Annotated in this window: 12 protein-coding genes; 8 read left to right on the plus strand and 4 right to left on the minus strand. The window is 36.1% G+C overall.

Annotated elements, in window-relative coordinates; all coding sequences use genetic code 11:
• Positions 1-19 precede the first annotated feature (19 nt).
• A complete protein-coding gene (locus tag ACXACQ_RS13040) occupies positions 20-13,510 on the plus strand; it encodes a T9SS type B sorting domain-containing protein (protein WP_474976386.1) in 13,491 nt (4,496 codons plus the stop codon).
• Between the two features lie 108 nt (positions 13,511-13,618).
• Here ACXACQ_RS13040 and ACXACQ_RS13045 read toward each other — a convergent pair whose 3' ends face one another.
• Positions 13,619-14,623 carry an acyl-CoA reductase gene (locus tag ACXACQ_RS13045; protein WP_474976387.1) on the minus strand — a complete coding sequence of 335 codons (1,005 nt, stop codon included), beginning with the start codon at positions 14,621-14,623 and terminating at the stop codon, positions 13,619-13,621.
• A gap of 113 nt (positions 14,624-14,736) precedes the next feature.
• Between ACXACQ_RS13045 and ACXACQ_RS13050 the strand changes: the two genes are divergently transcribed.
• The gene (locus tag ACXACQ_RS13050; protein ID WP_474976388.1) at positions 14,737-15,084 is read left to right on the plus strand and encodes a 4Fe-4S binding protein; all 348 of its coding nucleotides are present in this window, start codon (positions 14,737-14,739) and stop codon (positions 15,082-15,084) included.
• A gap of 39 nt (positions 15,085-15,123) precedes the next feature.
• Here ACXACQ_RS13050 and ACXACQ_RS13055 read toward each other — a convergent pair whose 3' ends face one another.
• On the minus strand, positions 15,124-16,038 hold the full coding sequence (locus tag ACXACQ_RS13055; protein ID WP_474976389.1) for a DUF58 domain-containing protein: 915 nt from the start codon (positions 16,036-16,038) through the stop codon (positions 15,124-15,126).
• 168 nt (positions 16,039-16,206) lie between these two features.
• On the opposite strand from ACXACQ_RS13055, the gene ACXACQ_RS13060 reads away from it, so the two are divergent.
• The 4 genes from ACXACQ_RS13060 to cas6 all read left to right on the plus strand — a co-directional run bounded on the left by ACXACQ_RS13060 (position 16,207) and on the right by cas6 (position 20,031).
• Complete coding sequence (locus ACXACQ_RS13060; RefSeq protein ID WP_474976390.1) at positions 16,207-16,563, plus strand: DUF3276 family protein; 357 nt, start codon at positions 16,207-16,209, stop codon at positions 16,561-16,563.
• Positions 16,564-16,635: 72 nt separating this feature from the next.
• Positions 16,636-17,739: an AI-2E family transporter gene (locus ACXACQ_RS13065; protein WP_474976391.1), complete on the plus strand. Its 1,104-nt coding sequence runs from the start codon at positions 16,636-16,638 to the stop codon at positions 17,737-17,739.
• Positions 17,739-18,836 carry a redox-regulated ATPase YchF gene (ychF, locus tag ACXACQ_RS13070; protein WP_474976392.1) on the plus strand — a complete coding sequence of 366 codons (1,098 nt, stop codon included), beginning with the start codon at positions 17,739-17,741 and terminating at the stop codon, positions 18,834-18,836. Before ACXACQ_RS13065 ends, ychF begins: the two co-directional genes overlap by 1 nt.
• A gap of 394 nt (positions 18,837-19,230) precedes the next feature.
• Positions 19,231-20,031: a CRISPR-associated endoribonuclease Cas6 gene (gene cas6 / locus ACXACQ_RS13075; RefSeq protein ID WP_474976393.1), complete on the plus strand. Its 801-nt coding sequence runs from the start codon at positions 19,231-19,233 to the stop codon at positions 20,029-20,031.
• A gap of 31 nt (positions 20,032-20,062) precedes the next feature.
• Here the strand turns inward: cas6 and ACXACQ_RS13080 are convergent, their stop codons facing one another.
• Complete coding sequence (locus ACXACQ_RS13080) at positions 20,063-21,271, minus strand: type IX secretion system plug protein (RefSeq protein ID WP_474976394.1); 1,209 nt, start codon at positions 21,269-21,271, stop codon at positions 20,063-20,065.
• 177 nt (positions 21,272-21,448) lie between these two features.
• On the opposite strand from ACXACQ_RS13080, the gene ACXACQ_RS13085 reads away from it, so the two are divergent.
• Together ACXACQ_RS13085 and ACXACQ_RS13090 are read left to right on the plus strand one after the other, a co-directional pair.
• The gene (locus ACXACQ_RS13085) at positions 21,449-22,000 is read left to right on the plus strand and encodes an RNA polymerase sigma factor (protein ID WP_474976395.1); all 552 of its coding nucleotides are present in this window, start codon (positions 21,449-21,451) and stop codon (positions 21,998-22,000) included.
• Positions 21,984-23,777, plus strand: coding sequence for a hypothetical protein (locus ACXACQ_RS13090; protein WP_474976396.1), 1,794 nt, complete (start codon positions 21,984-21,986; stop codon positions 23,775-23,777). Before ACXACQ_RS13085 ends, ACXACQ_RS13090 begins: the two co-directional genes overlap by 17 nt.
• Positions 23,778-24,289: 512 nt before the next feature.
• Here the strand turns inward: ACXACQ_RS13090 and ACXACQ_RS13095 are convergent.
• The gene (locus ACXACQ_RS13095) at positions 24,290-26,206 is read right to left on the minus strand and encodes an ABC-F family ATP-binding cassette domain-containing protein (protein ID WP_474976397.1); all 1,917 of its coding nucleotides are present in this window, start codon (positions 26,204-26,206) and stop codon (positions 24,290-24,292) included.
• Between the last annotated feature and the right edge of the window lie 8 nt (positions 26,207-26,214).

A 26,214-nucleotide genomic window follows, 5' to 3' on the forward strand; every position in this document is an offset into this window, starting at 1 on the left:
TTTAAGGAAAAATGTCGTTATGAAGAAGTTAATTTGGTCACTGTTTTTGTTGACTTTTTTCTTGGGAGTTGCTAATTCAACTTTCGGGCAAACCTTTAATTATACTAGTCCATCTTCATCATTTAGTGTAGATATTTTTGTGTCGCATCCATGTGATGGCCAAGAGAATGGTTATATTGAATTTACAGTCTTAAGTGCTTCTGGTGGAGCTCTAAATATTAGTATTTTTGGGCCTAGAAGTCAAGGTCCTATTAGGAGGATTTCCGTTGGAAATACTTGGCGTTTTGATGATAATGGTAATGGACTTCCTTTTGGTAATGAAACGGATACGCCTCCGTATGATTTATTTATGTCTGATGACGATGATGCAATAAGTACGCCTCTTGATAGTTATGATCCTCTAAATTTGTATGCATTATCTGATATAACAATAACAGATAATACAACTGTTGATAATACATCATGTATATCTCCGAATGGAACGATCGATTTTACTGTAGGTGGTGGATCACTTGATATAGGATATGATTTAAACTATACAATAACTGCAAATAATGGATTACCAGAATTGCCTTTTAGTGGCTCTACAGATGGTTCTGCGATAGATATATCTACAGTAATAGGAGCATCTGGATTGCCTGGAGGGACTTATACTATAACGGTAGATGATCCTAATTCCATTTGTGGAGCAACGAATTCATTTACAATACAAGATCCTGTAATAGATATTTATAATATTGTCACACCTTCTTCAATTACAGTTTGTGAGAATGAAGATGTTATTCTAGACTTAGATGGTAGCCAAGTGCCACCTGCACCTGAACAAGTAGAATATACTATAAAAGTAAACGGTGCATTAGTTGGTTCTACAATGGTTGTAGGAACAGGAAATGCTATATCATTAACATTGCCAAGTGGTAGCTTTAATAATGGTGATGTGTTGACAATTGAGGCTGATAATGCTAATTGTCAGGAAGTTGATATGAATGGCAGTGTAGTGGTAAATATTGAACCATTATCTATACCAGACTTCGTGTACGATGGTACACCTTATTGTATAACAGATGCGAATCCACTTCCTACGTTTATTAATGGGGGAGTAGCCGGAACATTCACATCGAGTTCAGCCTCTTTAGTTATTGATTCAAGCACAGGAGAAATAGATTTGAGTTCTAGTGTTGCAGGCACTTACACAATAACTAATACAATAGCCGCTACAGCTACATGTCCTGAAGTATTTTATACGTTTGATGTAACTATAACAGAACCTCCAGTTGCAGATTTTGAATATTCAAGTGCCAGCTATTGTAATAGTGATACTGATCCATCTGTAACATTTTTAAATGGAGGAATATCGGGTACATTTACGGCTTCTTCAGGGGGCTTAGTAATAGATGCCTCAACAGGAACGATAGATTTATCCGCTAGTACAGGAGGTACATATGTTGTTACAAATACAATAGCCGCAGCAGGCGGTTGTCCTGTAGTTACTTACGATTTCACTGTTAATATAGAGGAGTCGGCAGTGCCAGACTTTATGTATGATGGTACACCTTATTGTATAACAGATGCAAATCCACTTCCTACATTTTTAAATGGAGGAGTAGCCGGAACATTCACATCGAGTTCAGTCTCTTTAGTTATTGATTCAAGCACAGGAGAAATAGATTTGAGTTCTAGTGTTGCAGGCACTTACACAATAACTAATACAATAGCCGCTACAGCTACATGTCCTGAGGTATTTTATACGTTTGACGTAACTATAACAGAACCTCCGTTAGCAGATTTTGAATATTCAAGTGCCAGCTATTGTAATAGTGATACCGACCCATCTGTAACATTTTTAAATGGAGGAATAGCAGGTACATTTACGGCTTCTTCAGGGGGCTTAGTAATAGATGCCTCAACGGGAACGATAGATTTATCCGCTAGTACAGGAGGTACATATGTTGTTACAAATACAATAGCCGCAGCAGGCGGTTGTCCTGTAGTTACTTACGATTTCACTGTTAATATAGAGGAGTCGGCAGTGCCAGACTTTATGTACGATGGTACACCTTATTGTATAACAGATGCGAATCCACTTCCTACGTTTATTAATGGAGGAGTAGCCGGAACATTCACATCGAGTTCAGCCTCTTTAGTTATTGATTCAAGCACAGGAGAAATAGATTTGAGTTCTAGTGTTGCAGGCACTTACACAATAACTAATACAATAGCCGCTACAGCTACATGTCCTGAAGTATTTTATACGTTTGATGTAACTATAACAGAACCTCCAGTTGCAGATTTTGAATATTCAAGTGCCAGCTATTGTAATAGTGATACTGATCCATCTGTAACATTTTTAAATGGAGGAATAGCAGGTACATTTACGGCTTCTTCAGGGGGCTTAGTAATAGATGCCTCAACAGGAACGATAGATTTATCCGCTAGTACAGGAGGTACATATGTTGTTACAAATACAATAGCCGCAGCAGGCGGTTGTCCTGTAGTTACTTACGATTTCACTGTTAATATAGAGGAGTCGGCAGTGCCAGACTTTATGTATGATGGTACACCTTATTGTATAACAGATGCAAATCCACTTCCTACATTTTTAAATGGAGGAGTAGCCGGAACATTCACATCGAGTTCAGCCTCTTTAGTTATTGATTCAAGCACAGGAGAAATAGATTTGAGTTCTAGTGTTGCAGGCACTTACACAATAACTAATACAATAGCCGCTACAGCTACATGTCCTGAAACTTCTTTTAATTCAACCGTTATAATTGAAGATGAGGTTGTTGCTGATTTTCAATATACACAATCTACTTATTGTAATTCGGACACTGACCCTAGTCCCCAGTTTATTAATGGTGGTGTAGCAGGTACGTTTACGGCAAGCACTGGAGGATTAGTGATTAACGCCTCTTCTGGATTAATTGATTTGTCGGCAAGTGCAGCTGGAAATTATACAGTTACTAACACCGTTACGGGTACAGGAGCATGTGGAAATGATGTCGAAACATTTGCATTAACTATTGAAGCTGCACCAGTAGCAGACTTCATGTACGATAAAACGTCATATTGTTCTTCGGATATAAATCCCTCACCAACATTTATAAATGGAGGAGTAGCCGGTACATTCACATCAACTCCAGGTTTATCTATTAATGCTAGCACAGGAGAAATTGATTTAGCCAATAGCACACCGGGTGCGTATACTATAACAAATACAATTGCTGCTTCTGGTTCATGTTCTGAGGTTTCTTATAATTATTCTATTCAAATACAGGATGCCCCAGTCGCGGACTTTGAGTATGCAGAAACAGCATATTGTACATCGGATACAAATCCAACTCCTACATTTATTAACGGAGGTACTGGAGGTGTTTTTAGCTCAACTTCAGGGCTTGTTATAGATGCTACATCAGGAGTGATAGATTTAACGTTGTCATCACCAGGTAATTATATTGTAACCAATACAATCTTGGCCTCTGGTGCATGTAGCCAAATAGATGCTACTTTCTCTATTACAATTCAGGCAGCACCTATCGCAGATTTTGAATATAGTAATTCACCATATTGTTTAGGTGGAGGAAATGAAGCTCCTACATTTATAAATGGAGGAGTAGCAGGTACATTTACATCTTCTTCAGGTTTAATATTAAACTCAACTACTGGAGAGGTAGATTTAGCTAATAGTTTATCAGGGACATATACCGTAAGGAATACCATTAATGGTACTGGTGCATGTGGAGTGGTATTTTATGAGACTAGTATAACATTGCAAGCAGCCCCAATTGCTGAATTCAATTATTCTGATGCTCAATATTGCCAAGGAGCTGCAGACCCATCTCCTATATATAGTACAGGAGGAAGTGCTGGTACATTTACTGCTGTTCCTGGAGGCTTAAGCATAAATGGAGCAACGGGAACAATTGATCTATCTGCTAGTGCTGTTGGAAGTTATACTGTAACTAATACGATTAGTGCTACAACTACCTGTCCTGAAGAAAGCCATTCAATTACTGTTGAAGTAATCGCTTCACCAATTGCTGATTTTGAATATGCATCTTCTCCTTATTGTATAGATGCTGCTAACCCTGTGCCTAATTTTATTAATGGTGGAGTAGCAGGTGTATTTAGCGCAGATGCAGGAGTAACTATAGATGCTGCTTCGGGAGAGATCGATTTGTCAACGAGTTCACCAGGTGTTTATAATGTTGTTAATACAATTTCTTCTACAGGAACTTGTTCTGATGTAATATATACGACTACTGTTGAAATTTCATCTCCAATAAGTGCAGAGTTTGAATATACAAAAATACAATATTGCCAGGGGGAGACAGATCCTACACCTATAGTTATTAATGGAGGACAACTTGGTTCATTCAGTTCTACTTCAGGATTAGTAATTGATGCTAGTACAGGAACTATAGACCTGTCTGCTAGCACAGTTGGTAATTATACCATTACTAACACGGTTGCAGGAAATGGTACATGTTCGGGTAATACTTTTACGTTTGATATTGAGATCATACCATCACCAGTAGCAGACTATAATTATTCGCAATCTCAATATTGTCAGAGTGATGCTGATCCTTCTCCAAATTTTATAAACGGAGGTATTGCAGGTGTATTTAGCTCCACTTCAGGTTTAAGTATTGATGCAAGTGGAGTTATAGATTTAAGTGCATCGGTTCCAGGTACTTATATCATTACAAATACAGTTAATTCAGGAGGCACATGTCCTTCTTCTTCATATGATTTTACAGTAGAGATAATTAGTTCACCAAAGGCCGATTTTCAATTTGCAGAAACTATCTATTGTTTAGGTGGGGCCAATCCCGTGCCTAGTTTTATCAATGGAGGAGTAGCTGGTACTTTTACAGCATCAGGTGGACTTTCTGTGAATTCTGCGACAGGAGAGGTAGACTTATCTTCTGCTGTTGCGGGGAATTATACAATTACGAATACAGTAGGAGCCAGTGGGGCATGTCCTACTGCTGTGGCAAGTTTTGATATTGAAATTATAAATGCTCCTGTTGCTGATTTTACATATACTGAAATACAATATTGTCAAAGTGCCATTGACCCTTCTCCTAACTTCATTAATGGAGGAGTTGCGGGTACTTTTACATCTACTTCAGGTCTTGTAATAGATCCTTCCACAGGAGATATAGATTTATCAGCAAGTACTCCGGGTAATTATGTAGTAGAGAATACAGTAAATGGAGGAGCAACTTGTAATGATGTTACTGCCTCTTTTAGCATTGAAATATTGTCGGCCCCCGTTGCTGATTTCTTATATGATGATTCTCCTTATTGTTTAGGAGCTGGTACTAATCCTGTGCCTACATTTATTAATAATGGAGTGGCCGGTACTTTTTCTGCCGATGGAGGGTTAATAATTAATTCTACCACAGGAGAAGTAGATTTAGCGGCCAATGCAGCCGGAACATACGAAGTAAAGAATACTATTGCAGCTTCCGGTTCTTGTCCAGGAGTTGAGTATACTTTTACTATTGAGTTAATCAACTCGCCTGTTGCAGATTTTGAATATGCTCAAGCACAATATTGTCAAAGTGAAACAGATCCAACACCAAGCTTTATCAATAGTGGTGTTGCAGGTACATTTACTTCTAGTTCTGGGTTAGTGATTGATTCAAATTCTGGATTAATTGACTTAAGTGCTAGTTCTGCAGGTACGTATACAGTTACAAATACAATTGCTGCTAATAGTACCTGTCCGTTGGTGTCTTTTGATTTTACAATTGAAATACTAGGAAACCCAATAGCCGATTTTGAATACGCACAATTACAATATTGTCAAAGCGATATAGACCCGCTTCCTTCATTTATTAATAATGGAGAGGCAGGTATCTTTACTTCTACTTCAGGTTTGGTAATAGATGCATCGACAGGTGAGGTAGATTTATCCGCATCGAATGTAGGTGTTTATACTGTCACTAATACTGTAACAGGAACCGGAACATGTCCTGATGCGATTTATACATTTGATATTGAAATTAATTCCTCGCCAATAGCAGATTTTGAATATAGTCAAAATCAGTATTGTCAGAGTGATACGGATCCAGCTCCTGTTTTTATAAATGGCGGAGTGTCGGGTTCTTTTAGTTCTAGTGCAGGATTAAGTATAAATAATGCTACAGGGGTGATAGATTTGGCTTCTAGTACTCCAGGGATTTATGCGGTTATAAATTCTTTACCAGCAAATGGAACATGTAATGCTTCTAGTTATAGTTATACAGTAGAGATTATAGGTACTCCGTCTGCAGAGTTTGATTATTCTGATTCACCATTCTGTTTGGGAGGGACAAATCCATCTCCCAATTTCAATAATGGTGGTATAGCAGGAACTTTCACGGCTGATGGTTTAGGCTTAAATATTAACCCTACAACTGGAGAAATAGATTTAAATACAAGTACTGCAGGTACTTATACTATTACCAATACTGTTTCAGGAACAGCGGGATGTCCTGCTGTTGATTATTCTTTTACCGTAGAATTAATCTCGTCTCCTGTGGCTGACTTTGAGTATGCTGCTAATCAATATTGTCAAAGTGATGTTGATCCATCACCGAATTTTATAAATGGTGGAGTTGGCGGAGTATTTACTTCAACAACAGGTTTGTCGCTGGATACGAACACTGGGGTGATTGATCTTTCGGCTAGTGATGTAGGGACTTATGTGATTACAAATACAATAAATGCCAGCGGGACTTGTCCTGAAGTTAGCTATCAGTATACTGTGGAGGTAATAACATCACCTGTTGCGGATTTTGAATATAGCGAGGCCACTTTATGCGCAGGCGGAACAAATCAATTGCCTGTATTTTTAAATGATGGTATAGCAGGAACATTTACTGCAATTCCAGCAGGGTTATCAATTGATGGTGCTACTGGGGAAATTGATCTTGCAGCTAGCTCTATTGGTTCTTATACAGTTAGTAATACAGTCGCTGGTGCAGGTAGTTGTGCAGATGCAGTATATAATTTTAATGTTGAAATTATTTCAGCTCCTGTGGCTGATTTTGAATATGCACAGGCACAGTATTGTCAAAGTGAAGCAAATCCATTACCTAATTTCATTAATGGAGGGCAAGCCGGGGTGTTTACTTCAACTACAGGTTTAGTAATAGATGGTTCCACAGGAGAAGTTGATTTATCATCTAGTACTCCCGGTACATATATTGTGACGAATACGATACCAGCCACGTCATCATGTAATGAAGTGAGTTATACATTTAATATAGAGGTATTAACTTCACCAGTTGCAGATTTTAATTACGATAATTCAGTTTATTGTTTAGGAGGAGTTAATCCATCACCGGTTTATGTGAACAGTGGAGTAGCAGGTGTATTCTCATCTACGTCAGGTTTAATACTTAATTCGGCAACAGGAGAAATTGACCTTTCGGCTTCTACTGCTGGCGTATATACTATAACAAATACCGTTATTTCTGGAGGAGGATGTCCTGATGCTGTATCATCTTTTGAGGTGACTCTGCAAGCGCAACCATCAGCGGAATTTTCTTATGCTAGTTCAACCTACTGTAATAATGATTCTAACCCTGTGCCTACATTTATTAATGGAGGAGCGGCTGGTACCTTTACGTCAGGAGCTGGGTTAATCGTTAATAGTTCAACGGGGGAAATTGATTTAATCAATTCAACACCTGGAACTTATACTGTTACGAATACTGTAGCAGCTAATGGAGCATGTAATCAAGCTAGTTTTGACTTCGTGATTACTATTGATCAAGAATCAGTAGCAGACTTTGAATATAATGATAATGAGTTTTGTAATGCTGCAGGAACAATAGATCCTGTATATTTAAATGGGGGAGTAGCTGGTACTTTTACAGTATCACCTGCCGGTATAGCCATAGATGCTACTACCGGTCAAATTGATTTAGCATCAAGTACCGCAGGTTCTTATATTGTTACTAACACTGTGTTGGGCAATGGAGGATGCTCTGATGATATTGAACAATTTGCAATAGACATATATGATGCTGTTCAAGTTGATGCTGGAGCCGATCAAACCATATGTGAGGGTGACATAGTTACTTTGAATGGTACAATTGGAGGTAGCGCTTCGGCTACGAATTGGAATACCAGTGGAGATGGTACTTTTGCAAATGGGGCTAATCTTTCGACTACTTACACTCCAGGGGCTAATGATATAATTAATGGAAGTGTGCTACTTACGCTAGTTACAGATGATCCTTCAGGCCCGTGCTTGGCTGATTCTTCATCAATGACAGTAACTATAGATAGGGTAATTGTTGATGCGGGCAATGATCAGACTATATGTACGGATGGAGTAGCAGTCTTATCGGGGCAAGTTTCAGGTATAGTTACCACAGGCTTATGGACTACATCTGGTGATGGAAGTTTTGATGATCCAAACAATGCAAATGCCACATATACACCAGGCGCATCTGATATTGCTACAACAACAGTAACTTTGACATTAACGTCTGATACACCGTCTAATGGATGTCCAGGGAATAGTGATGATTTATTGGTGACTATTTCAGATGTTGGTGCTACGGCAGATGCAGGAGATAATGGAATAACATGTACCTATGAACCTTTTGATTTTGCATCTAGAGTCAATATATCTACGGCAAGCGATTACAGTACTTTACTTTGGACTACAGATGGAGCAGGTACATTTAGTGATGCGGGCGCATTAAACCCTATATATACTCCAGCAGTAAGTGATGGAGGGAAGACTCTTAACTTTACTTTATCAGCCCTGACAAATGGTAGCTGTCCTGATGCAGTGAGTACGATGACAATTGATGTCAACAATCCACAAGGGGTTCCTGATATTTATACTTTCTTAACTTGGCAAGCATATGTTTATGACAATTCTGGTAGTCCTTTTCCTCCTTTTCCTTCTTTTGATATAGCAGACTACAGAGGGTATGTTACATCAGTGGATATGGGAAGCTATAATGTTAATTCTTCTTATGATAATGCCAGCGATCAGTTTGATTTAAACCTAGGGACAGACCCAATAGAAGGTAATAACGTTTGTGGATCTTACGCTGATGATTTCGCATTATCATTTAAAATGACTAAGTCATTAACGGCAGGCCTTTATAGGTTTACTATAGGAGCAGATGATGGGGTGAAGTTTTTTAGACGTAGGATGGGGCAGCCAGCAACAAGAGAAGAAATTACTTTAGATAAGATAAATAGTACAGATCTAGACCCTGATGTTGAACACCCTTACACGACTTATACCGCTTTACTTTGTATAGAGTCTGGAGCATATGATTATGAATTGCAATATTTTGAAGGAGATCAATTATCTAGAATTTCATTTGCATATGAACTTCTAAATGTAAACGCTACATTGGTGGATTCAACTCATCCATCTACATGTAGTGCTACGGATGGAAGTATTACAATAAGATTTGAAGACTTAGGAACAGGTGTATTTGATGTATTGTATGAAGATGTAAATAACGTTACTCAAACGCTATCATCACAAACTGTTAATTTGGATACTCTAATAATTACCAATTTGAATGCAGGAGTATACAATAACATTCGGGTTAATGTAAGTAATTGTACTACTCTTGGTGATGTGGATGTCACTTTAAGCGATCCAGCTTCACCTATTTTGAGCATTAGTTCTTTCAATGATCCAACTTCATGTGGAGCGAATGATGGTCAGATTAACTTATCATTGATTAATGTATCAGATGGTAATTATGATTTTAATTATACAAATGCTTCAAATGATGTGATTACTATTAGTAATGTACCTGTGGTATCTGGAGAAGCTCAAATACTTGGACTATCAGCCGGAACTTACAATGATATAATATTAGCAATAGGTGCTTGTGTTAGTAATGATGTAGATGTTATTTTAAATAATCCTGCAGCTCCATCAATTACAGCTATCAGTAAAACAGATCCGACAGATTGTGGTTTACAAGATGGCTCATTAGAATTAACGGTAGCTAATTTATCAGATGGTCTTTATGATATTAATTATAAAGATGCGCTTGATGATCCTCAAATTATCTCAGATGTAAATTTAACCGGAGGTTCTGTAATAATAAATGGATTGCCTGCTGGTGAGTATAATGAAATAACAATACAATCTGGAAGTTGTGTTAGTGGAGAAGATATAAGTGAGATATTAGTTGATCCTGTTCCTTATTCAATTTCTATTACTGACCTTCAAGATCCATCTAGCTGTGGTGCAAATGATGGTGAATTAGAGTTTACCATAACTAATTTGCTTGATGGAGTTTATGATTTTGATTATGTCGATGGTGCTAGTAATATAGCTACAATTCCTGCTGTGCAAGTAACATCTGGGATCGCTAGAGTAACTGGTTTGGGTGCAGGAGCTTATAACAATATTACCTTAACTGTCGGTAACTGTACTACTAATGATAACTTAAATGTATTCTTATCTGATCCAGTGCCATTTAGCATAAGTTTTGATAATAAAATAGATCCTTCAGTATGTGGAGCAACAGATGGTCAAATCCAATTACAATTAAGTAATGTTCCGGATGGAAATTATGATTTCATGTATGATGATGCAGCTGGGAGTACTCAGACTATAGTTGGTGTTGATGTAAATACGGGTTCTGCTCTTTTGATAGGACTGGCTTCAGGCGAGTATAATAATATTAGAATTACTATTGGTGCATGTACTAACAATGATTTAGTGAATGTAACGCTTGATAGTCCGGTTAGCTTTAATCTGACGTTAGCAGGTTCTAGTAATCCATCGAGTTGTGGAGTTAACGATGGCTCAATATTGCTTGACTTAACAAATGTTCCGGATGGGACTTATGATTTTGACTATATTGATGATAATAACAATGCGCAGACTATTACAGGTGTTGTGGTAAATGCCAATCAGGCAGAATTGACTGGTTTGTCTGCAGGCATTTATAATAATATTACTTTGACAATTGCAGGCTGTACTTCAATTGAGGATATAAGTGTTGAGTTAACTTCTAGTGCTGCTATATCTATTACTTTTGATGGTAAGACAGACCCTACGAGTTGTACTAATGCCGATGGATCTATACAACTGTCCTTTAATAATGTAGGTGACGGTATCTATGATTTAGATTATGTTGATCAGAATGCTAATCCTATGGTTTTTAATTCTGTATCAATCGCATCAGGTTTGGCCTTAATAGATAATTTACCAGCAGGTGAATATAATAACATCAGTCTTACAATAGGTAGCTGTTCAACTGTTGAGGATATTGATGTGACTTTAATTGCTCCAGTTACATTTACTCTCAGTGCGTTAGTTCAAGATATTACTTCATGTGGAGGTAGCGATGGTGCTATTGATTTAACAGTAACTGGAGGTTCTGGCAATTATTCGTATACTTGGACTGGCCCTGCCTTCACTGCATCAACTGAAGACTTAGCTACTTTATCTAACTTTGGTAATTATACTGTAACTGTTACCGATATTAATACTGGGTGTAGTGATTCCGAAACTTACCTTGTTTCAAGACCCGGTGGTTGCGGAGGAACTGGCTGTGGGGCATTTACTAAGATTGAGCCTATAGCTGTGAGACCTACGTGTGAAAATAATGACAAAGGAAGTTTGTCATTCGATATAGAAGGTGGTTCCGGTACTTATTTTGTTGAGATGTTTGATACGCAGGGTAATCCATTTAGTTCTCAGGCAACCAAACCTTCATTGGTAGTATTTGATAACTTATCTCCAGAGACATATACTTATACAGTTAGAGATGTAATTACCGGAGAGCTTTGTGATGACGGTAGATCATATAAATTGGCTCCGAAAACTACTGTTGTTGCTGAAATAGTATCTGGAAGTATTGTAGGCCCTGAATGTTATGGTGATGCGAGTGGTAGAGTGACAGTACGTGTGACATCTGGCGGAAATGCTCCTTATTATTATGCAGTTAATGGATCTCCTATCGCAGGTACTTTGGCTGGCTCAGAGTTTGAGTATACAGGGTTAATTCCTGGTGATACGCAGATTAGTTTATTAATTGGTGATGATGCTAATGACCCTTGTCCATTTGAGCTGTTGGTTGATTTACAAAATGCTAATCCACAAATAGATTTTGATGCGGACGTTACCGGTGTTTCTGCATGTAATAGTGTTGATGGAGTAATCGCTGTACAATATCCTCCAACAGGAGGAACTGGAACAGGATGGGAGATTGCTATAGCAGAGGCATTTGGTTTCCCTACTAATTATCGTCCATTCAATACTGCAAGTGATGGTGTATTTGAACAGTTGGCATCTGGACTATACACAGTTTATATAAGAGATAATATAGGATGTGAGGTTACAAAGGACTATGATCTTGTAGCACCAAATGAAGTAAATATATCAATCTCAGATGTGCAAGATCCAAATTGTTCAGGTTCAGGAGCGAATGGTGGGTTTGCTATTAGCGCATCAGGAGTACCAGGTCCATTTGTATTAATTGTGACAGAAGGTAATGATGATAGCGATATAATATATCAGGATAATGACTATGATGGAAGTAGAGAAGTGTTAACTGGTTTGTACGCGGGGATTTACAATATAACTGTTGATCCATCGAGCAATGCTTACTGTCCAAGTAAGGTTACTCAATCACTTAATGGAGGGCCTAATCAAGTTTCTTTTGACTATAACTTGATTTGTGCAAATGCTGAAAATAATAGCTTTGATCTACTATTATCAGATATACAAGGAAGTAGTGATCCTACTGAATTATTTACTCTTGAAGTATTAGACAGAAACACTAACGTGGCTATTTTTAGCCCGCCAGCTTTCTCTCCTAATTTAGATAATGAGAAATTGTTTGAAGATTTAACTATTTTGAATGCTAATGCGGAGTATATCTTGAGATTAAGTCAATTCCAATCGACTTGTCCGGATCCAATAGTTTATAGACATCCTGAAAATTTATTAGTGCCAGGAAGATTAACTGCGCATATTGGTAACGAAACAAGTTCTTTGCCTGATAGGTATACTGGATCTTTTGATGTATTGAATTTCTCAGGAGGTATACCAGCATATTTAACTAGAATAGAATTGGATTCTGCGGCATTACCGGGTCAATCATTCATTACTGATTACGATACTGTAAGAGTGAATAGTAACTTTGATTATGTGATGGGATACAACGAAATTCCTGCCGGTAGATATAAAGTGGAAGTTACAGATGAATCAGGTTGCGTAATTGTATTAGATGCACTTGTTCCATTGAATACGGACATATTTATTCCAAACATATTTACTCCAAATAATGATGGTAAGAATGATGTATTCTATATTAGGAATTTGCCTGATGAAGATGTTCAGCTAATTATTAGTAATAGGTGGGGTAAGGAGTTGTATAGAGATGAAAACTATCAAAATAATTGGGATGGGGGAGAACTGTCTGATGGAGTTTATTTCTATAAAGTAGATACAGGTGAAGGAGTTTACAATGGTTGGATTGAAATACTTAGAGGACAACAACCATAAAGAATAATAAGTATAAAATAAAACAGGCCAGTTCATTTGAACTGGCCTGTTTTATTTTATACTTTAATTAATGGCGGATGTGGTGAGCTAAAGTTTTATATAAAACTGTTATAAATTTACTAAGAATGACATGGTGTCAATATTGTCAGCATAATCATTTACTGCTGGAAGTTGAGCGTCTCCAAAAGCTTTTGAATTGATATTGTCTAACTTTCCTACTATACACTGAATTTTAGCTTCGTTAGTGTTAAGCTTATCTTTTAGATTGTTTAGGTTATCATAATATTCGTAGTAGAGTACTGAAATAGGTGAAACCATTTGCTCATCTTCTTTTAGCATTAAAAAACCATTGTCATAATGCTTAATGCCATTTACCAAATAAATTGATTTGTTATAGTCATAGTTATTGTTGTACTTATGGTGGTGTATTACATCTTCATATAGGGCAATTCCTTCAAAAAAATTATTGAAATTGTATCCATTAGGAATGTATAGCTTTGATACGTTTCTACAGCCTAAACCATAATAAAGGAATATATCTTTTCCTAGACTTTTTAAATCGTTAGAGGTTTCGTTACCTGTTAATATGGCCGCTGAAGTTTTATTTTTTCTAATTACATGTGGATATTTTGAGAAGTAGTAATCAAAATATCTGCTTGAGTTGTCGCTGCCAGTGGCAATAACAGCATCCATATCATTAAGTCTTTCTCTAACTTCTATGAATTCTTTGAATTTACTGTTAATGGAGATGAGTGTATCAATAATAAAAGACATTAAAACTCTGTCATTACTACTTAGTTTAGCTAATAGTTTATTGCCGCTTATGAGTACCGTGAGTAAATCATGAAAGCCTACCAATGGAATATTGCCGGCCATCACGACTCCAACTTTAAGTTGCTGGTCTTTAATCTCATAGTTGTTAACCCACTCATAGAGTTTTTCTTCATGGAGTATGTAAGCAATACCTACTAACGCATTTTTGATATTATCTTCAGTAAACCAGCTATTTTCTGCTCTTGCTCGAATCGTTAAATTTGCAAGAGTATTCTCGGATAGAGCATTGATTTGTTTTCCTAATTCAATAAAAGCTTCTAATCTTTCCTTAATCTTCATCTAATAAACCTTTATAGTAACGTTTGCGTTATGCGTTTGATAGGTAATATTTACTTATTACTTTTGCAAAGATTCAAAATAAGATTGAAAGAAATAAAAAAATAGCTACTTGAATGGCAATAATGATAACAGACGAGTGCATCAACTGTGGTGCATGCGAACCAGAGTGTCCTAACACTGCAATTTATGAGGGTGGTTTGGAATGGAATTGGAGCGGAGGAACCGAGCTGACTGAGGTGGAATTAGAGGATGGTAGTGTAATGGAAGGTAAAGAGGAACAAGAGCCTCTTTCCGATGAGTTTTATTATATAGTACCAGGGAAGTGTACCGAGTGTACGGGGTTTCATGAGGAACCACAATGTGCAGCTGTATGCCCAGTAGATTGTTGCGTTCCGGATCCTGATTACGAAGAGAGTGAGGAGGAATTGATAGCCAAGAAAGAATGGTTGCATAACGAATAGGAAAAGAGGCAAAATTGTATAATATCAATTTTGCCTTTTTTATGACATCCTACTTCTTTTGATTAAATAGGCATTTAGTATTTCATCGAAAGAACTGTTAACATCAGCTTCAATAAAATCGATCTTCAACTGCGCGCATTTAAGTTTCAGATCTTTATAGTATGCTTCCATCTTTTCGGTATAGAAGCTTTGCACCTCAGAAGGGTGCAGTTTTATTTTTTCATTGGTCTCTAAGTCTATGAACTCATGGGGCCTTTCGTCAAATTCAAAGTTGTATTCTGTGCTTTTATCCGAGACATGAAAAAGCAGGATTTCATGTTTTTTGTGTTTTAAATGTTGCAGGCTTTTGAATAACGCTTCTGAATCTTCTTCGGAGTCAAACATGTCGCTAAAAATAATGATTAGCGATCTTTTATGGCTTCTTTCAGCTATCTGATGTAGTATGTTAGCAACCGCAGATTTCTGCTGTACATTTTCAGCTTCATAAAGCTCATTCATAATGGTAAGGATTTTACGTAAATGAGCAGATGTTGATTTTACAGGAGTGAGTAAATCAATATGATCAGAGAACGTAGCTAGTCCTACAGCGTCTCTTTGCTTCTGTAGTAGTGTGGCTATAGCAGCAGCGCAAAGCAAACTGAATTTAATTTTAGCTTTGCTTTCTTTAGGATAATGCATAGATGTAGAATTATCAACAACTAGCAAACATCTTAAATTTGTTTCTTCTTCGTACCGTTTGGTATATAGCCTATCCGTTTTTGCATAAACCTTCCAATCTATATGCCTTGTGCTTTCACCATTATTATAAAGACGATGCTCTGCAAACTCTACTGAAAAACCATGGTATGGAGACTTGTGTAATCCAGTAATAAAGCCTTCGACCAATTGGCGAGCAAGAAATTCTATGTTTCCTATGTTTTTTGATTCACTAAAGTCTATTTGCATCTCTTTCATTGATTATTAGCATATAAAGAAACTAAAAACTGGTGGGTAAACGATTTAAATTTTAAATTGTTTTACAATTAATAAATATAGACTTGCATTAAACGCAATTATTATACTATATTTAACTCGGATTTATGTAAAGTATAAGCAATTAATGTAAACTAAACTATTAGGATTGTGGAAGAGAATAATACTAATGAAAGAGAGGAGATATTTTCTGAAAGAGTACGTGCAGGAAAAAGGACTTATTTCTTCGATGTAAAGGCAACGCGTTCGAATGACTATTATCTAACAATTACTGAAAGTAAAAGAAGGTACAAGGATGATGGGTTTACTTATGAAAAGCACAAGATTTTCCTTTATAAGGAAGATTTCAACAAATTTGTAGATGCCTTGAACAACACTGTCAATCATGTTAAAGATGAATTGCTACCTGATGTTGATTTTACACAGTTTGACAGGTCTTTAGATGATGAAGAGGAATCCCTAGAAAGAAACGGTTCGGAAATGGATACCGAGCTTAGATGGGATTAAGTTAAATAATTATCACATTAAAAAAGCCCTTGAATTTCAAGGGCTTTTTTTATTTTTGTTAAAAATAGAATTATGTCAGGTAAGCCTTTGTTTTATTTGTTTTTAGCTATTGGTGCTTTAATTTTTCTAAGCTGGTTCTTTTCTGATATATTTATTTATACGGTAATAGCAATAGTTGTCAGTAGTATTCTTAGGCCACTGACACAATATATTGCCAATACTCAATTCTTGGGGTTAAGAGTTCCTCGTCTAATAGCGGTAATATTTTCTTATATTATACTAGTGATGTTTTTAACATCATTTGTAATCTTATTTATCCCTTTGATATCAGAGCAGATTGAAGTGATATCTAGACTTAACTATCAAGAACTTTATAATAACCTAAGTGCACCTCTAAAAAATGTAGAGATATTCTTGATCAATAATAACCTCACCACTAAAGAAAATGGTTTTATTGTTGATAATTTAAAAGAGAACATAGTTACTATAATATCTAATGTGCAATTTGGAAACGTAATTAATGATATAATTGCTGTTACAGGAAGCATTTTAGTTGGAATATTGGCAGTTAGTTTCATCTCGTTTTTCTTGCTTTATGAGATGGGCTCTATGCGAAAGAAGCTAATAAGTTTAGTTCCTAATAGATATTTTGAGGTAACGATAGCAGCATACAACAAAATAGAAAGGTTGCTTTCTAATTATCTAATTGGTTTGCTTTTTCAAATTTTCGCCATATTTAGTATAGCTTCTTTAGGGCTTAGCATATTAGGGATAAAATATGCACTTACTATTGCACTATTTGCGGCAGTAGCTAATTTAATTCCTTATTTAGGTCCGTTATTGGGGGCTTGTTTTGGGGTTATAGTAGGAGTTTCAACAGGAAATGATCTTACTACCACTCACCATTACTTATTTTTAATTTTGAAAATTGGTTCTGTATTCGCTACAGTACAGATAGTTGATAATATATTTCTCCAACCTTTAATATTTTCAAAGAGTGTAAAAGCGCATCCTTTGGAGATTTTTATAATTATATTTGCAGGCGCTTCTATAGCAGGGATACCAGGTATGATATTGGCCATACCAGTTTATACGGTAATAAGGGTATCGTTTTCCGAATTGTATCAGGGGTATAGAAGTTATACTGTATTTAAAACTCAGAAAACTAAAATTTAATGGCACTGAAATGTGGAATAGTTGGATTGCCAAATGTGGGCAAATCTACTTTGTTTAATGCGATATCAAATAATAAGGCAGAGGCAGCAAACTTTCCTTTCTGTACAATTGAGCCTAACGTAGGTGTAATTCCTGTGCCTGATGACAGGCTGCAGGTGCTTGAGGGATTAGTTAATCCACAGAGAGTAATGCCTACTACAATGGAATTTGTAGATATTGCAGGATTGGTAAAAGGAGCTAGTAAGGGAGAGGGGTTAGGTAACCAATTTTTAGCAAATATACGCGAGGTTGATGCAATAGCGCATGTAGTAAGATGTTTTGAAGATGATAATATTGTTCATGTTGATGGTAGGGTAAATCCTGTTACTGATAAGGAAGTTATTGATACGGAGTTACAGTTGAAGGATTTAGAATCTGTGGATAAGAAAATTCTAAGGATTCAGAAAATCGCAAAAAGTGGAGATGCTAAAGCGAAAAAAGAACTATCCATTTTAGAGCAATATAAAAATTGTTTGGAGTCTGGTAAAAATGCTAGAAGTTTAGAGATTGACGAAGAGGATAAGAAAGCTGTGGCTGACTTGCACCTATTGACCGCTAAGCCTGTTATTTACGTGGCTAATGTGGAAGAAACTGCCTTGCCAGATGGAAATCAGTTTTCCGAACAATTGAAAGAGGCTGTAAAAGATGAAAACGCTGAGGTTATTGTTGTTTCAGCATCAATAGAGGCGCAGATAGCCGAATTGGAAGACCCTGATGAGCGAGCCATGTTTTTAGGAGAATATGGTTTGAAGGAATCTGGGCTTAATAAGCTTATAAAAGCAGCTTATACCATATTGGATTTAATTACATATTTTACTGCAGGCGTACAAGAGGTTAGAGCTTGGACGATAAAAAAAGGATGGAAGGCTCCTCAAGCTGCAGGAGTGATTCATACTGATTTTGAGAGAGGTTTTATAAAAGCTGAAGTTATAAAATTAGATAATTATCAACAGTTTAAAACAGAAGCAGCTTGTAAGGAGGCCGGAAAAGTGGCCGTAGAAGGGAAAGAATATGTTGTTCATGATGGAGATATAATGCATTTTAGATTTAATGTGTAGGAATAATCCTAAAAACATATAAAAAGTAAATTATGTTACATGCTTTTATGTTATAATAGTATGTAATGTTTTAATGAGTCTTTTAACAATTTGCAATAAAAAAGTTGCTTTATGTTGTTAAAAGGCTCATTTTCTTTTGGTTAATATTATATTTGTATAAGACCAGACTATTTTGTTAGTTTAGGTCTATGATCTATAAGTAATGAATGAAATAATTATTACATCAGTTTTTAGAATAAGATTTTATACATTATTTTTAGTAAAATATTTTTTTAACCATAATAATCTGGCTTAAGATTATTCGGTCAACTTCTTTCTAACCAGATGAGTAGTTATTTGTTAAGAAGTTGGTTTTATATAAAGCCCTGATTTTTTGTCTATAATATAGGTCAAGTTGAGAGTTCGAATAATTTTTGTATTAAAAAATAGGGGAAATCACGTTCCATTTCACCATCAATATTTACTGGCTCAGTTAATAAAGGGTATTTTGGTGAAAGGAGGCAATGAGAAGTTTATTAATTATGCTTTTTATAATTTCTCCGGATTAAAGGGGCAGACTAAGATTAGCCGTAAAGGGCTTCATTACTATTCTTCCCGTGTTACTCTAGTGCTTTCAAGTCCTAGCAAGGAATTTATTGACTATTTTTTAATGAACTTGTTTGAGTTTGAGCAAGTGGAGCTAGGAGGATTGTTTTTAAAGCCAGAAATGGTTGAGCTAGAAGAAAGTGTTACGTTTGAAGATTCAGTGAAATTTATCTGCATATCTCCATTAGTAATTTTGAATTCATCTTTTAACGATAGCTCGGCTAAACGTTTTATTCCGCCAGAAACAGATAGCTTTTCAGATTTATTATATGAATCTACTATTAAGCGCATGCAGGATGCAGGCATGTACACTGATGAACAAATATCTGATTTTTATAAATTTCAATTAGTTCCTGATAAGGCATATATCTCGAGGTTAACTTCTAACCAGAAGAAGTTTGCACGTATATATCCGGTTTATGATCAGGATGTTAAATATGAAGTGCGAGGCTATACTTTTCCGTTTACGTTATATGCGGCTAAGGAAGTACAAGAATTTGTGTTTAACTGCGGTCTTGGAAAATTTACCCATAAAGGGTTCGGAATGTTAGATGTAGCTAATTCCAACCCAAATAATAGGGTTCTTAAATATGAATTTAATTACGCTTAGTCTTAGACTAAGCGTAATTTTTTTGCTCTTTCTAATTTTTGTTTACAGGGTTCATTACATAATGAGCGTAGCCAATAAGTAAATCTCCTCTTAGCGCTGGCGGTTGATAGTAAACCAATATCTCATATTCGTTTTCAGTCTCAAAATGGTTGCCTTCCAAATAATTATAATTAGCGCTGTCACTCTCTACATAGTACTGGTAATCATAATAGCCTTGCTTTAATATGATTTCTCCCTTGTAACTTTTAGATTGTTCATCGTATTTCATAGGGTTGTCTAAAGACCAGTTATTCATTTTTCCCATTACAAAAACATTTCCATTAATAGGTGCATCTGGTTGTAAGGTAAATTGAGTAGTGACATAGTCTGATTGTGTTTTACCATTACCAGTATCGGTATTGGCTATATAATAGTTACCATTTAACTCATCATATTGAGTGTATCTTTGATACTCTCTTGGCTTATCCACCATTATTTCCACAGTGGAAGGTCTTGTTCTTAAGTTTGTTTTTTGCACATTTTGCCCCGGATATCTTAGGCTTTTCATGTCAAAGAACCTAAACTCGTTTCCTGCAGGGAAGTTATTTTGAAAATTATAAAATTTATATTCTAATTCGCTATTAATATCGTTAATAGCAGATGGCTTTAAGTCAGTGATAGCATTATCCCATCTCTGGTTTTGTCTTAAGACTACTTTAATATTTTGCATTGGATTTTGTAATGGATAATCACCGTAGTTTATCGTGAAATCTAATTGTTGATTAGTCCTTTTCATTGAAGTTAGTCCCACTAAATTGCTGTTAAGCGTAATGCCAACCTGATTACTATAAATCATAAACCTTTTGGACAGAATAAGGTCGCTGTCATCACTACCTCTATAAACTACCAGTAAATAATTTCCAGGTAATTTAACCTGTGGCACTTTAAAGGTGTAGTGCACATATGCTATTTTGGTGTCTACTGATAATTGGTAATTGTTAATGTTGAACTCATTGTAATCATAGAGATAGTCTAGGCTTTTTATGCGGGAGGGTTGCCAGCTACTGGTGCACTTAATAATTTTCACTCTATAATTCTCTTGAGACTCTACCAGGTCGTCAAATTCTAATACTAAATTATTGTTATTAATAGCTGCTGCTGCTGGGGCTGTTTCAGCTAGTGTTCCTCCTTGTGGGTAGAGTTGTACTGTTCTTATTTCAAATTCATAGGTGGCGTCTTTGTATAGAAGCTTCTTTGCCACTAATTTATTGGGCGTATGATTAAATAATATTGAACTGAAAAACGTAAAAAGAAAGAGGAGTCTGATCATGGGATAATATTTGTATTTAATTTTATATCTTATTACTAAGATATCCATTACAACCTTAATAAGATAAGGTGTGTCATATATAACAGCGCGAATAGCTAATTATTATTAATGAATTCTGAAAAAGCACTAATAGACGGGTGTTGTAAGGGAGATAGAAAATCTCAAAGGCAGCTTTATGATCTTTATTCAAAAAAGATGATGGCTGTTGCTATGCGCTATTCTAAGTCAGATCAGGAGGCTGAAGATGTGATTCAGGAATCTTTTATTAAAATTTTTGATAAGATTTCGACTTTTCGAGGAGAATCCAGATTCGACTTTTGGATAAAAAGAATTGTAGTGAATACAGCGCTCAACCACCAGAGGAGCAAATTGTATTTATTTCCAATGACGGATGTTAATGATGTGAAACTGCATGAGGAGAGTAGTTTTTCATTGGCAGACTTTCATTTTAAAGAACTTTTGAAAATGATACAGGCATTGCCTGCGGGGTGTCAGGCTATTTTTAACTTATATGCAATAGAAGGTTATGCGCATAAGGAAATAGCTGAAATGATGGGGATAAGTGAGGGAACCTCTAAATCTCAATACGCAAGAGCGAAGTCGCTCTTGAAAGAGCAATTTGAACGAGAAGATAAACTTAGCTATGGACAAGCAAGATAGAACGGAATTTGAAAATCAATGGGCCGATGCATTTAATGATGCAGAAATTGATGTTTCCGATAATGTTTGGGAGAAAATAGAGATGAACGTGCTTCATGCTGATAATGAAAAGGTAAAACGTAGACTTTTGTTTTTTCAGATATTGGCAGCAGCTTCTATTGCTTTTGCTCTATCGGTATCGGGAATTGTGACTTATAAATATTATATAGAAAAAGGACAACAGATTGATGGAAATAACAACAATCTGTTGGGGAATAACAGTACAGTTGAAGCTAATGTGGAAGATGATATGGTTAGTGTAATTACTGAACCAGTAACCACTAACTCCAACTTAGAAGCAGGTACGAAATCTTCTAGAGATAATTTAACGAGCACAAATGGCCCTCGCTTCGTAGATGAAACAAAAGCCGCTGAAATAACAAGCAAAGAGCTTAGCGATGTAGCAGCCCCTCATGGAGAAAATAGTGTGAGTAGTGTAACAACTGATCATAAGAAAGAAAGGGGACAGTTACAGCTTAATTCTGTTGGTGATGATAAAGGAAATATAGCTGCTACACCGTCAATAGAAAATAATTTCTCTGACTTGCAGCAAGAACAAGGAGAGGGTGTATATACCTCTCGGATTATGAGAAATTATAAGTTGAAAGAAGCGCAAGACTTAGGGGATGTAAACAATTTAGTGGTTAATAATATAGCGTATAATAATGGTACTGTAGGGAGAATGAAATATGGTGGAAATATAATGTTAGACTCAGATGGAGCTGTAAATAAACCATATGCTATAGGTGTGAATGATGATGTACACAGAGCTTACGCGGTAAGAAATAGAAATAGTAAAGATGCTGAAGTTAGCGCTGAACATGGAAATGGAGCTGGTAAATCATATTTAAAATATAAGGGAGATGAGGTGCCTCTTTTATTAGATTCTCGTTCTGCTATGCTAGAGGTTGATTCATCTTTATTAAATCGAGAGATGGAAATGGTACCTTGGTTCTCTTACGCGCCAGCTCAAGAAGAAGAGGTAAATGAAGCGAAGGAAATGTGGGCAGGAGTTAATTTCTCGGCAGGTAAATTTGATCCTAATACTGGCGGTGTAGGAGGAGCTAGTGTGGCTCAAATGAATTTTGAAGGAAATAGCATTAATTATAAGCGTAACCCTGTGTTTGGAGGAGAAAGTAGCGGTCAGAGTATGAATGTGGGAGTTAATGTTGGTACGAAGATTGCCAAGAGGTGGGTGGTGCAAGGTGGTGTTGGCTACCAGCAGCAACAATCTAGTAGTACATCAAATGTAATTGCTACATCAGGTTATAGTGTAGCCGGAAAAGATGAAAGTAAGAAGACTGTGAAAAGTTTTAATAGCCTTCAGAATGATGATGCGGGCACCGAGTATTTATTTACATCGCCATATGAGGTGGTGAATACTTATGAGCTTTTTGAGGTGCCTATTCAAGCGGGGTATGTACTTATAGATCGTAAGTTTAATGTAACCGTACTGAGTGGTATTTCTAATAACATACTCATTAAGAATACATTCGATGATCAGGGTGAAGGCCTTGAGAAATTAACAATGAATGCGGGTAGTGAAAGCTTGTATAAAACCTATCAGATTAGTGGATTACTTGGCTCAGAGTTTAGTTATGAGTTCGATGAAAAATATATTTTGTCTATCATGCCTCAGGTTAGGCAGGCAATAAACTCAATCACTAAGTCAGAGGCGGATTTTGACAGTAGACCAACGATTTGGGAAGTAGGTTTCAGATTTAAGTATATTTTTTAATTTTTTATTCCAACCTATTAAAAAAAGATAGTGTCTAAGAAGTATACAACTTCTAAACATTTGAAAGTATGAAAAGAGCTATTATTAAAAATATATCGAAGGCAATATATTATCAGGTGGTTTTTCTAATCGCTTTATTAATATGGGCTGGTAGCATGCTTTGATGAAATAATATTTTGATGTTGATGCGGATTTAACATTCGAAAAGAATAATAAAAGGGTAATTTTCTTGAGTATTAAAAATATTATCTTTTATTAATTATAAAATAATATTAGATTTGCATCCGTTTTAGAAATTACTATTGTAACACACATAACAAATTATAAATACGAACTAAATTTTTATGAAAGCGTATCAATTGCAATTAAGGAAAATGATCTGGCGTTATACTATAGTTTTTGGGGTTAGCTTATTAATTATGTTCTTAATATAATCCTAAAGCTTTAATTGCTATTAATGAAATGAATAAAATAAGAAAGGCTCTCCATTTGGAGAGCCTTTCTTATTTATGTTAATCTTCGAGTTCGTCAATTTCAATAGCTAAACTTTCCCAGGTTTCATTAAGCGCTTCTAGTTCCGTTTTTAGTTTGTCGTATTTTGTATTATACTCTAAAAGCTTATCCGGATTCCCAAATATTTCAGGATCAGCCATCTTTTCTTCTAGTTCATTTACCTTTTCTTCTTGTATTTGAATGGCATCTTCTGTCTTGGCTAATTCTTTCTTTAAGCTTTTAAGCTTAATCTCACTGTCGGCAGTACGAGGAGGCTTTTGTTTTTTTTCTGCTGGCTTTTTCTTTTTTGCTTCAGGTTTGGCCTCATTGCCGTTATTGCTAGCATTCTGTTCTACCCAATATAAGTATTCTTTGTAGGTGCCAGGGTATTCTTTTATTTCTTGATCTTCAATATACCATATTTTGTTGGCCACATTGGATACAAAGTGCCTGTTGTGCGATACAGTAATAAAAGTACCTGTATACTGTTGTAAGGCTTGTATTAAAATGTTTTCTGATTGAAAATCCAAGTGGTTTGTAGGCTCATCAAGGAGTAAGAAGTTAGCTTCTGAAATTAATGTCTTAGCCAGTGCTACTCTTGATTTTTCGCCTCCAGATAATACCTTTATCTTTTTGAAAACATCATCGTTAGAAAACAAAAAGCAGCCCAAGACTTGGCGGAGTTGTAGCTCAGATTTATCAGTGCCAGCTTGTTTTAGTTCTTCTAAAATTTCATTATCTACTTGCAGAGATTCTAATTGGTGCTGTGCATAGAATCCCATGTGCACGTTATAGCCTTCTTCTCTCTTTCCTTCTATTTTTTCAGATCCAGCAATTATTCTCAGCAGAGTAGATTTCCCTTTACCATTAGCACCGATCAGGGCAATTTTATCTCCTCTTTCTATGTGTGCAGTGGTGGTTTTAAGGATTTGGAGGTCTCCATAGGCTTTACTTACGTCATCTAATCTTACTACATGTCTGCCCGACTGTTGCTTAAAATCGAATTTGAAGTTTACTACAGCATTGGTGTCTATGACTTCTTCCACTTTATCCATCCTATCCAGTGCTTTTACTCTGGATTGCACCTGACGAGCTTTAGTAGCCTTAGCGCGAAACTTCTCAATAAATCGTTCTGTTTGCTTTATCTTTTGCTGTTGGTTCTCAAATGCGTTTTGTTGTATTTCGGTCCTTAATTCTTTTTCTTCTAGGTAGAAGTCGTAGTTGCCTTCATAGGCTGTAAGCTGAGCATTACTAACTTCTACAATTTTTGAAATTGTATTATTTAGGAATTCTCGATCATGAGATACAACTATTACAGCGCCTTCATATGTTCTTAAATAGTTTTCTACCCACTCTATAGAAGGTAAGTCCAAGTGGTTGGTAGGCTCATCGAGCATTAGTAATGATGGCTTTTCTAATAATAGCTTGGCTAGCATTACACGCATTCTCCACCCTCCAGAAAACTGCTTTAAAGGTTTTGTAAGGTCGTCTGTCTTAAAGCCAATACCTTCCAATATTTCTTCAGCCTTGGCTTGCATAGAATAACCTTCCAGCCTTTCAAATTTTTCTTGAAGCTTAGTTAGCTTTTCTACTAAGTTATCTGAGTAATCTGTTTCTAATTTTTTAATGGTGGCTTCAATGGCTTTTTGAGTATCTACAGCTTCTCCAAAAGCCATCATAGCTACGGAAAGTATGCTGTCTTCTGACTGGTAAGAAAGTAAGTCCTGGTTCAAGAATCCAATACTACAATCATTACTTTTACTTATGTCGCCATTATCAGCTTGGTAGTCGCCATTGATTAGTTTTAATAGCGTAGACTTACCTTTTCCGTTAAGACCGATTAAACCTATTTTGTCTTTAGGCTTTATATGAAGAGAGGCGTCTTCGTAAAGAGCTCTGCCCCCAATGTAATAAGAAAGGTTATTAATAGATAACATGCTGCAAA

This window comes from Fulvivirga sp. AWR4_260 (assembly GCF_056158185.1).

Excerpts from the sequence above, each read along its gene's own strand:
- ACXACQ_RS13050 (WP_474976388.1), top strand. The coding sequence starts at position 14,737 with ATGGCAATAATGATAACAGACGAGTGCATCAACTGTGGTGCATGCGAA.
- ACXACQ_RS13065 (WP_474976391.1), top strand. The coding sequence starts at position 16,636 with ATGTCAGGTAAGCCTTTGTTTTATTTGTTTTTAGCTATTGGTGCTTTA.
- ychF (WP_474976392.1), top strand. The coding sequence starts at position 17,739 with ATGGCACTGAAATGTGGAATAGTTGGATTGCCAAATGTGGGCAAATCT.
- ACXACQ_RS13055 (WP_474976389.1), bottom strand. The coding sequence starts at position 16,038 with ATGAAAGAGATGCAAATAGACTTTAGTGAATCAAAAAACATAGGAAAC.
- ACXACQ_RS13095 (WP_474976397.1), bottom strand. The coding sequence starts at position 26,206 with ATGTTATCTATTAATAACCTTTCTTATTACATTGGGGGCAGAGCTCTT.
- ACXACQ_RS13045 (WP_474976387.1), bottom strand. The coding sequence starts at position 14,623 with ATGAAGATTAAGGAAAGATTAGAAGCTTTTATTGAATTAGGAAAACAA.
- ACXACQ_RS13090 (WP_474976396.1), top strand. The coding sequence starts at position 21,984 with ATGGACAAGCAAGATAGAACGGAATTTGAAAATCAATGGGCCGATGCA.
- ACXACQ_RS13085 (WP_474976395.1), top strand. The coding sequence starts at position 21,449 with ATGAATTCTGAAAAAGCACTAATAGACGGGTGTTGTAAGGGAGATAGA.
- ACXACQ_RS13040 (WP_474976386.1), top strand. The coding sequence starts at position 20 with ATGAAGAAGTTAATTTGGTCACTGTTTTTGTTGACTTTTTTCTTGGGA.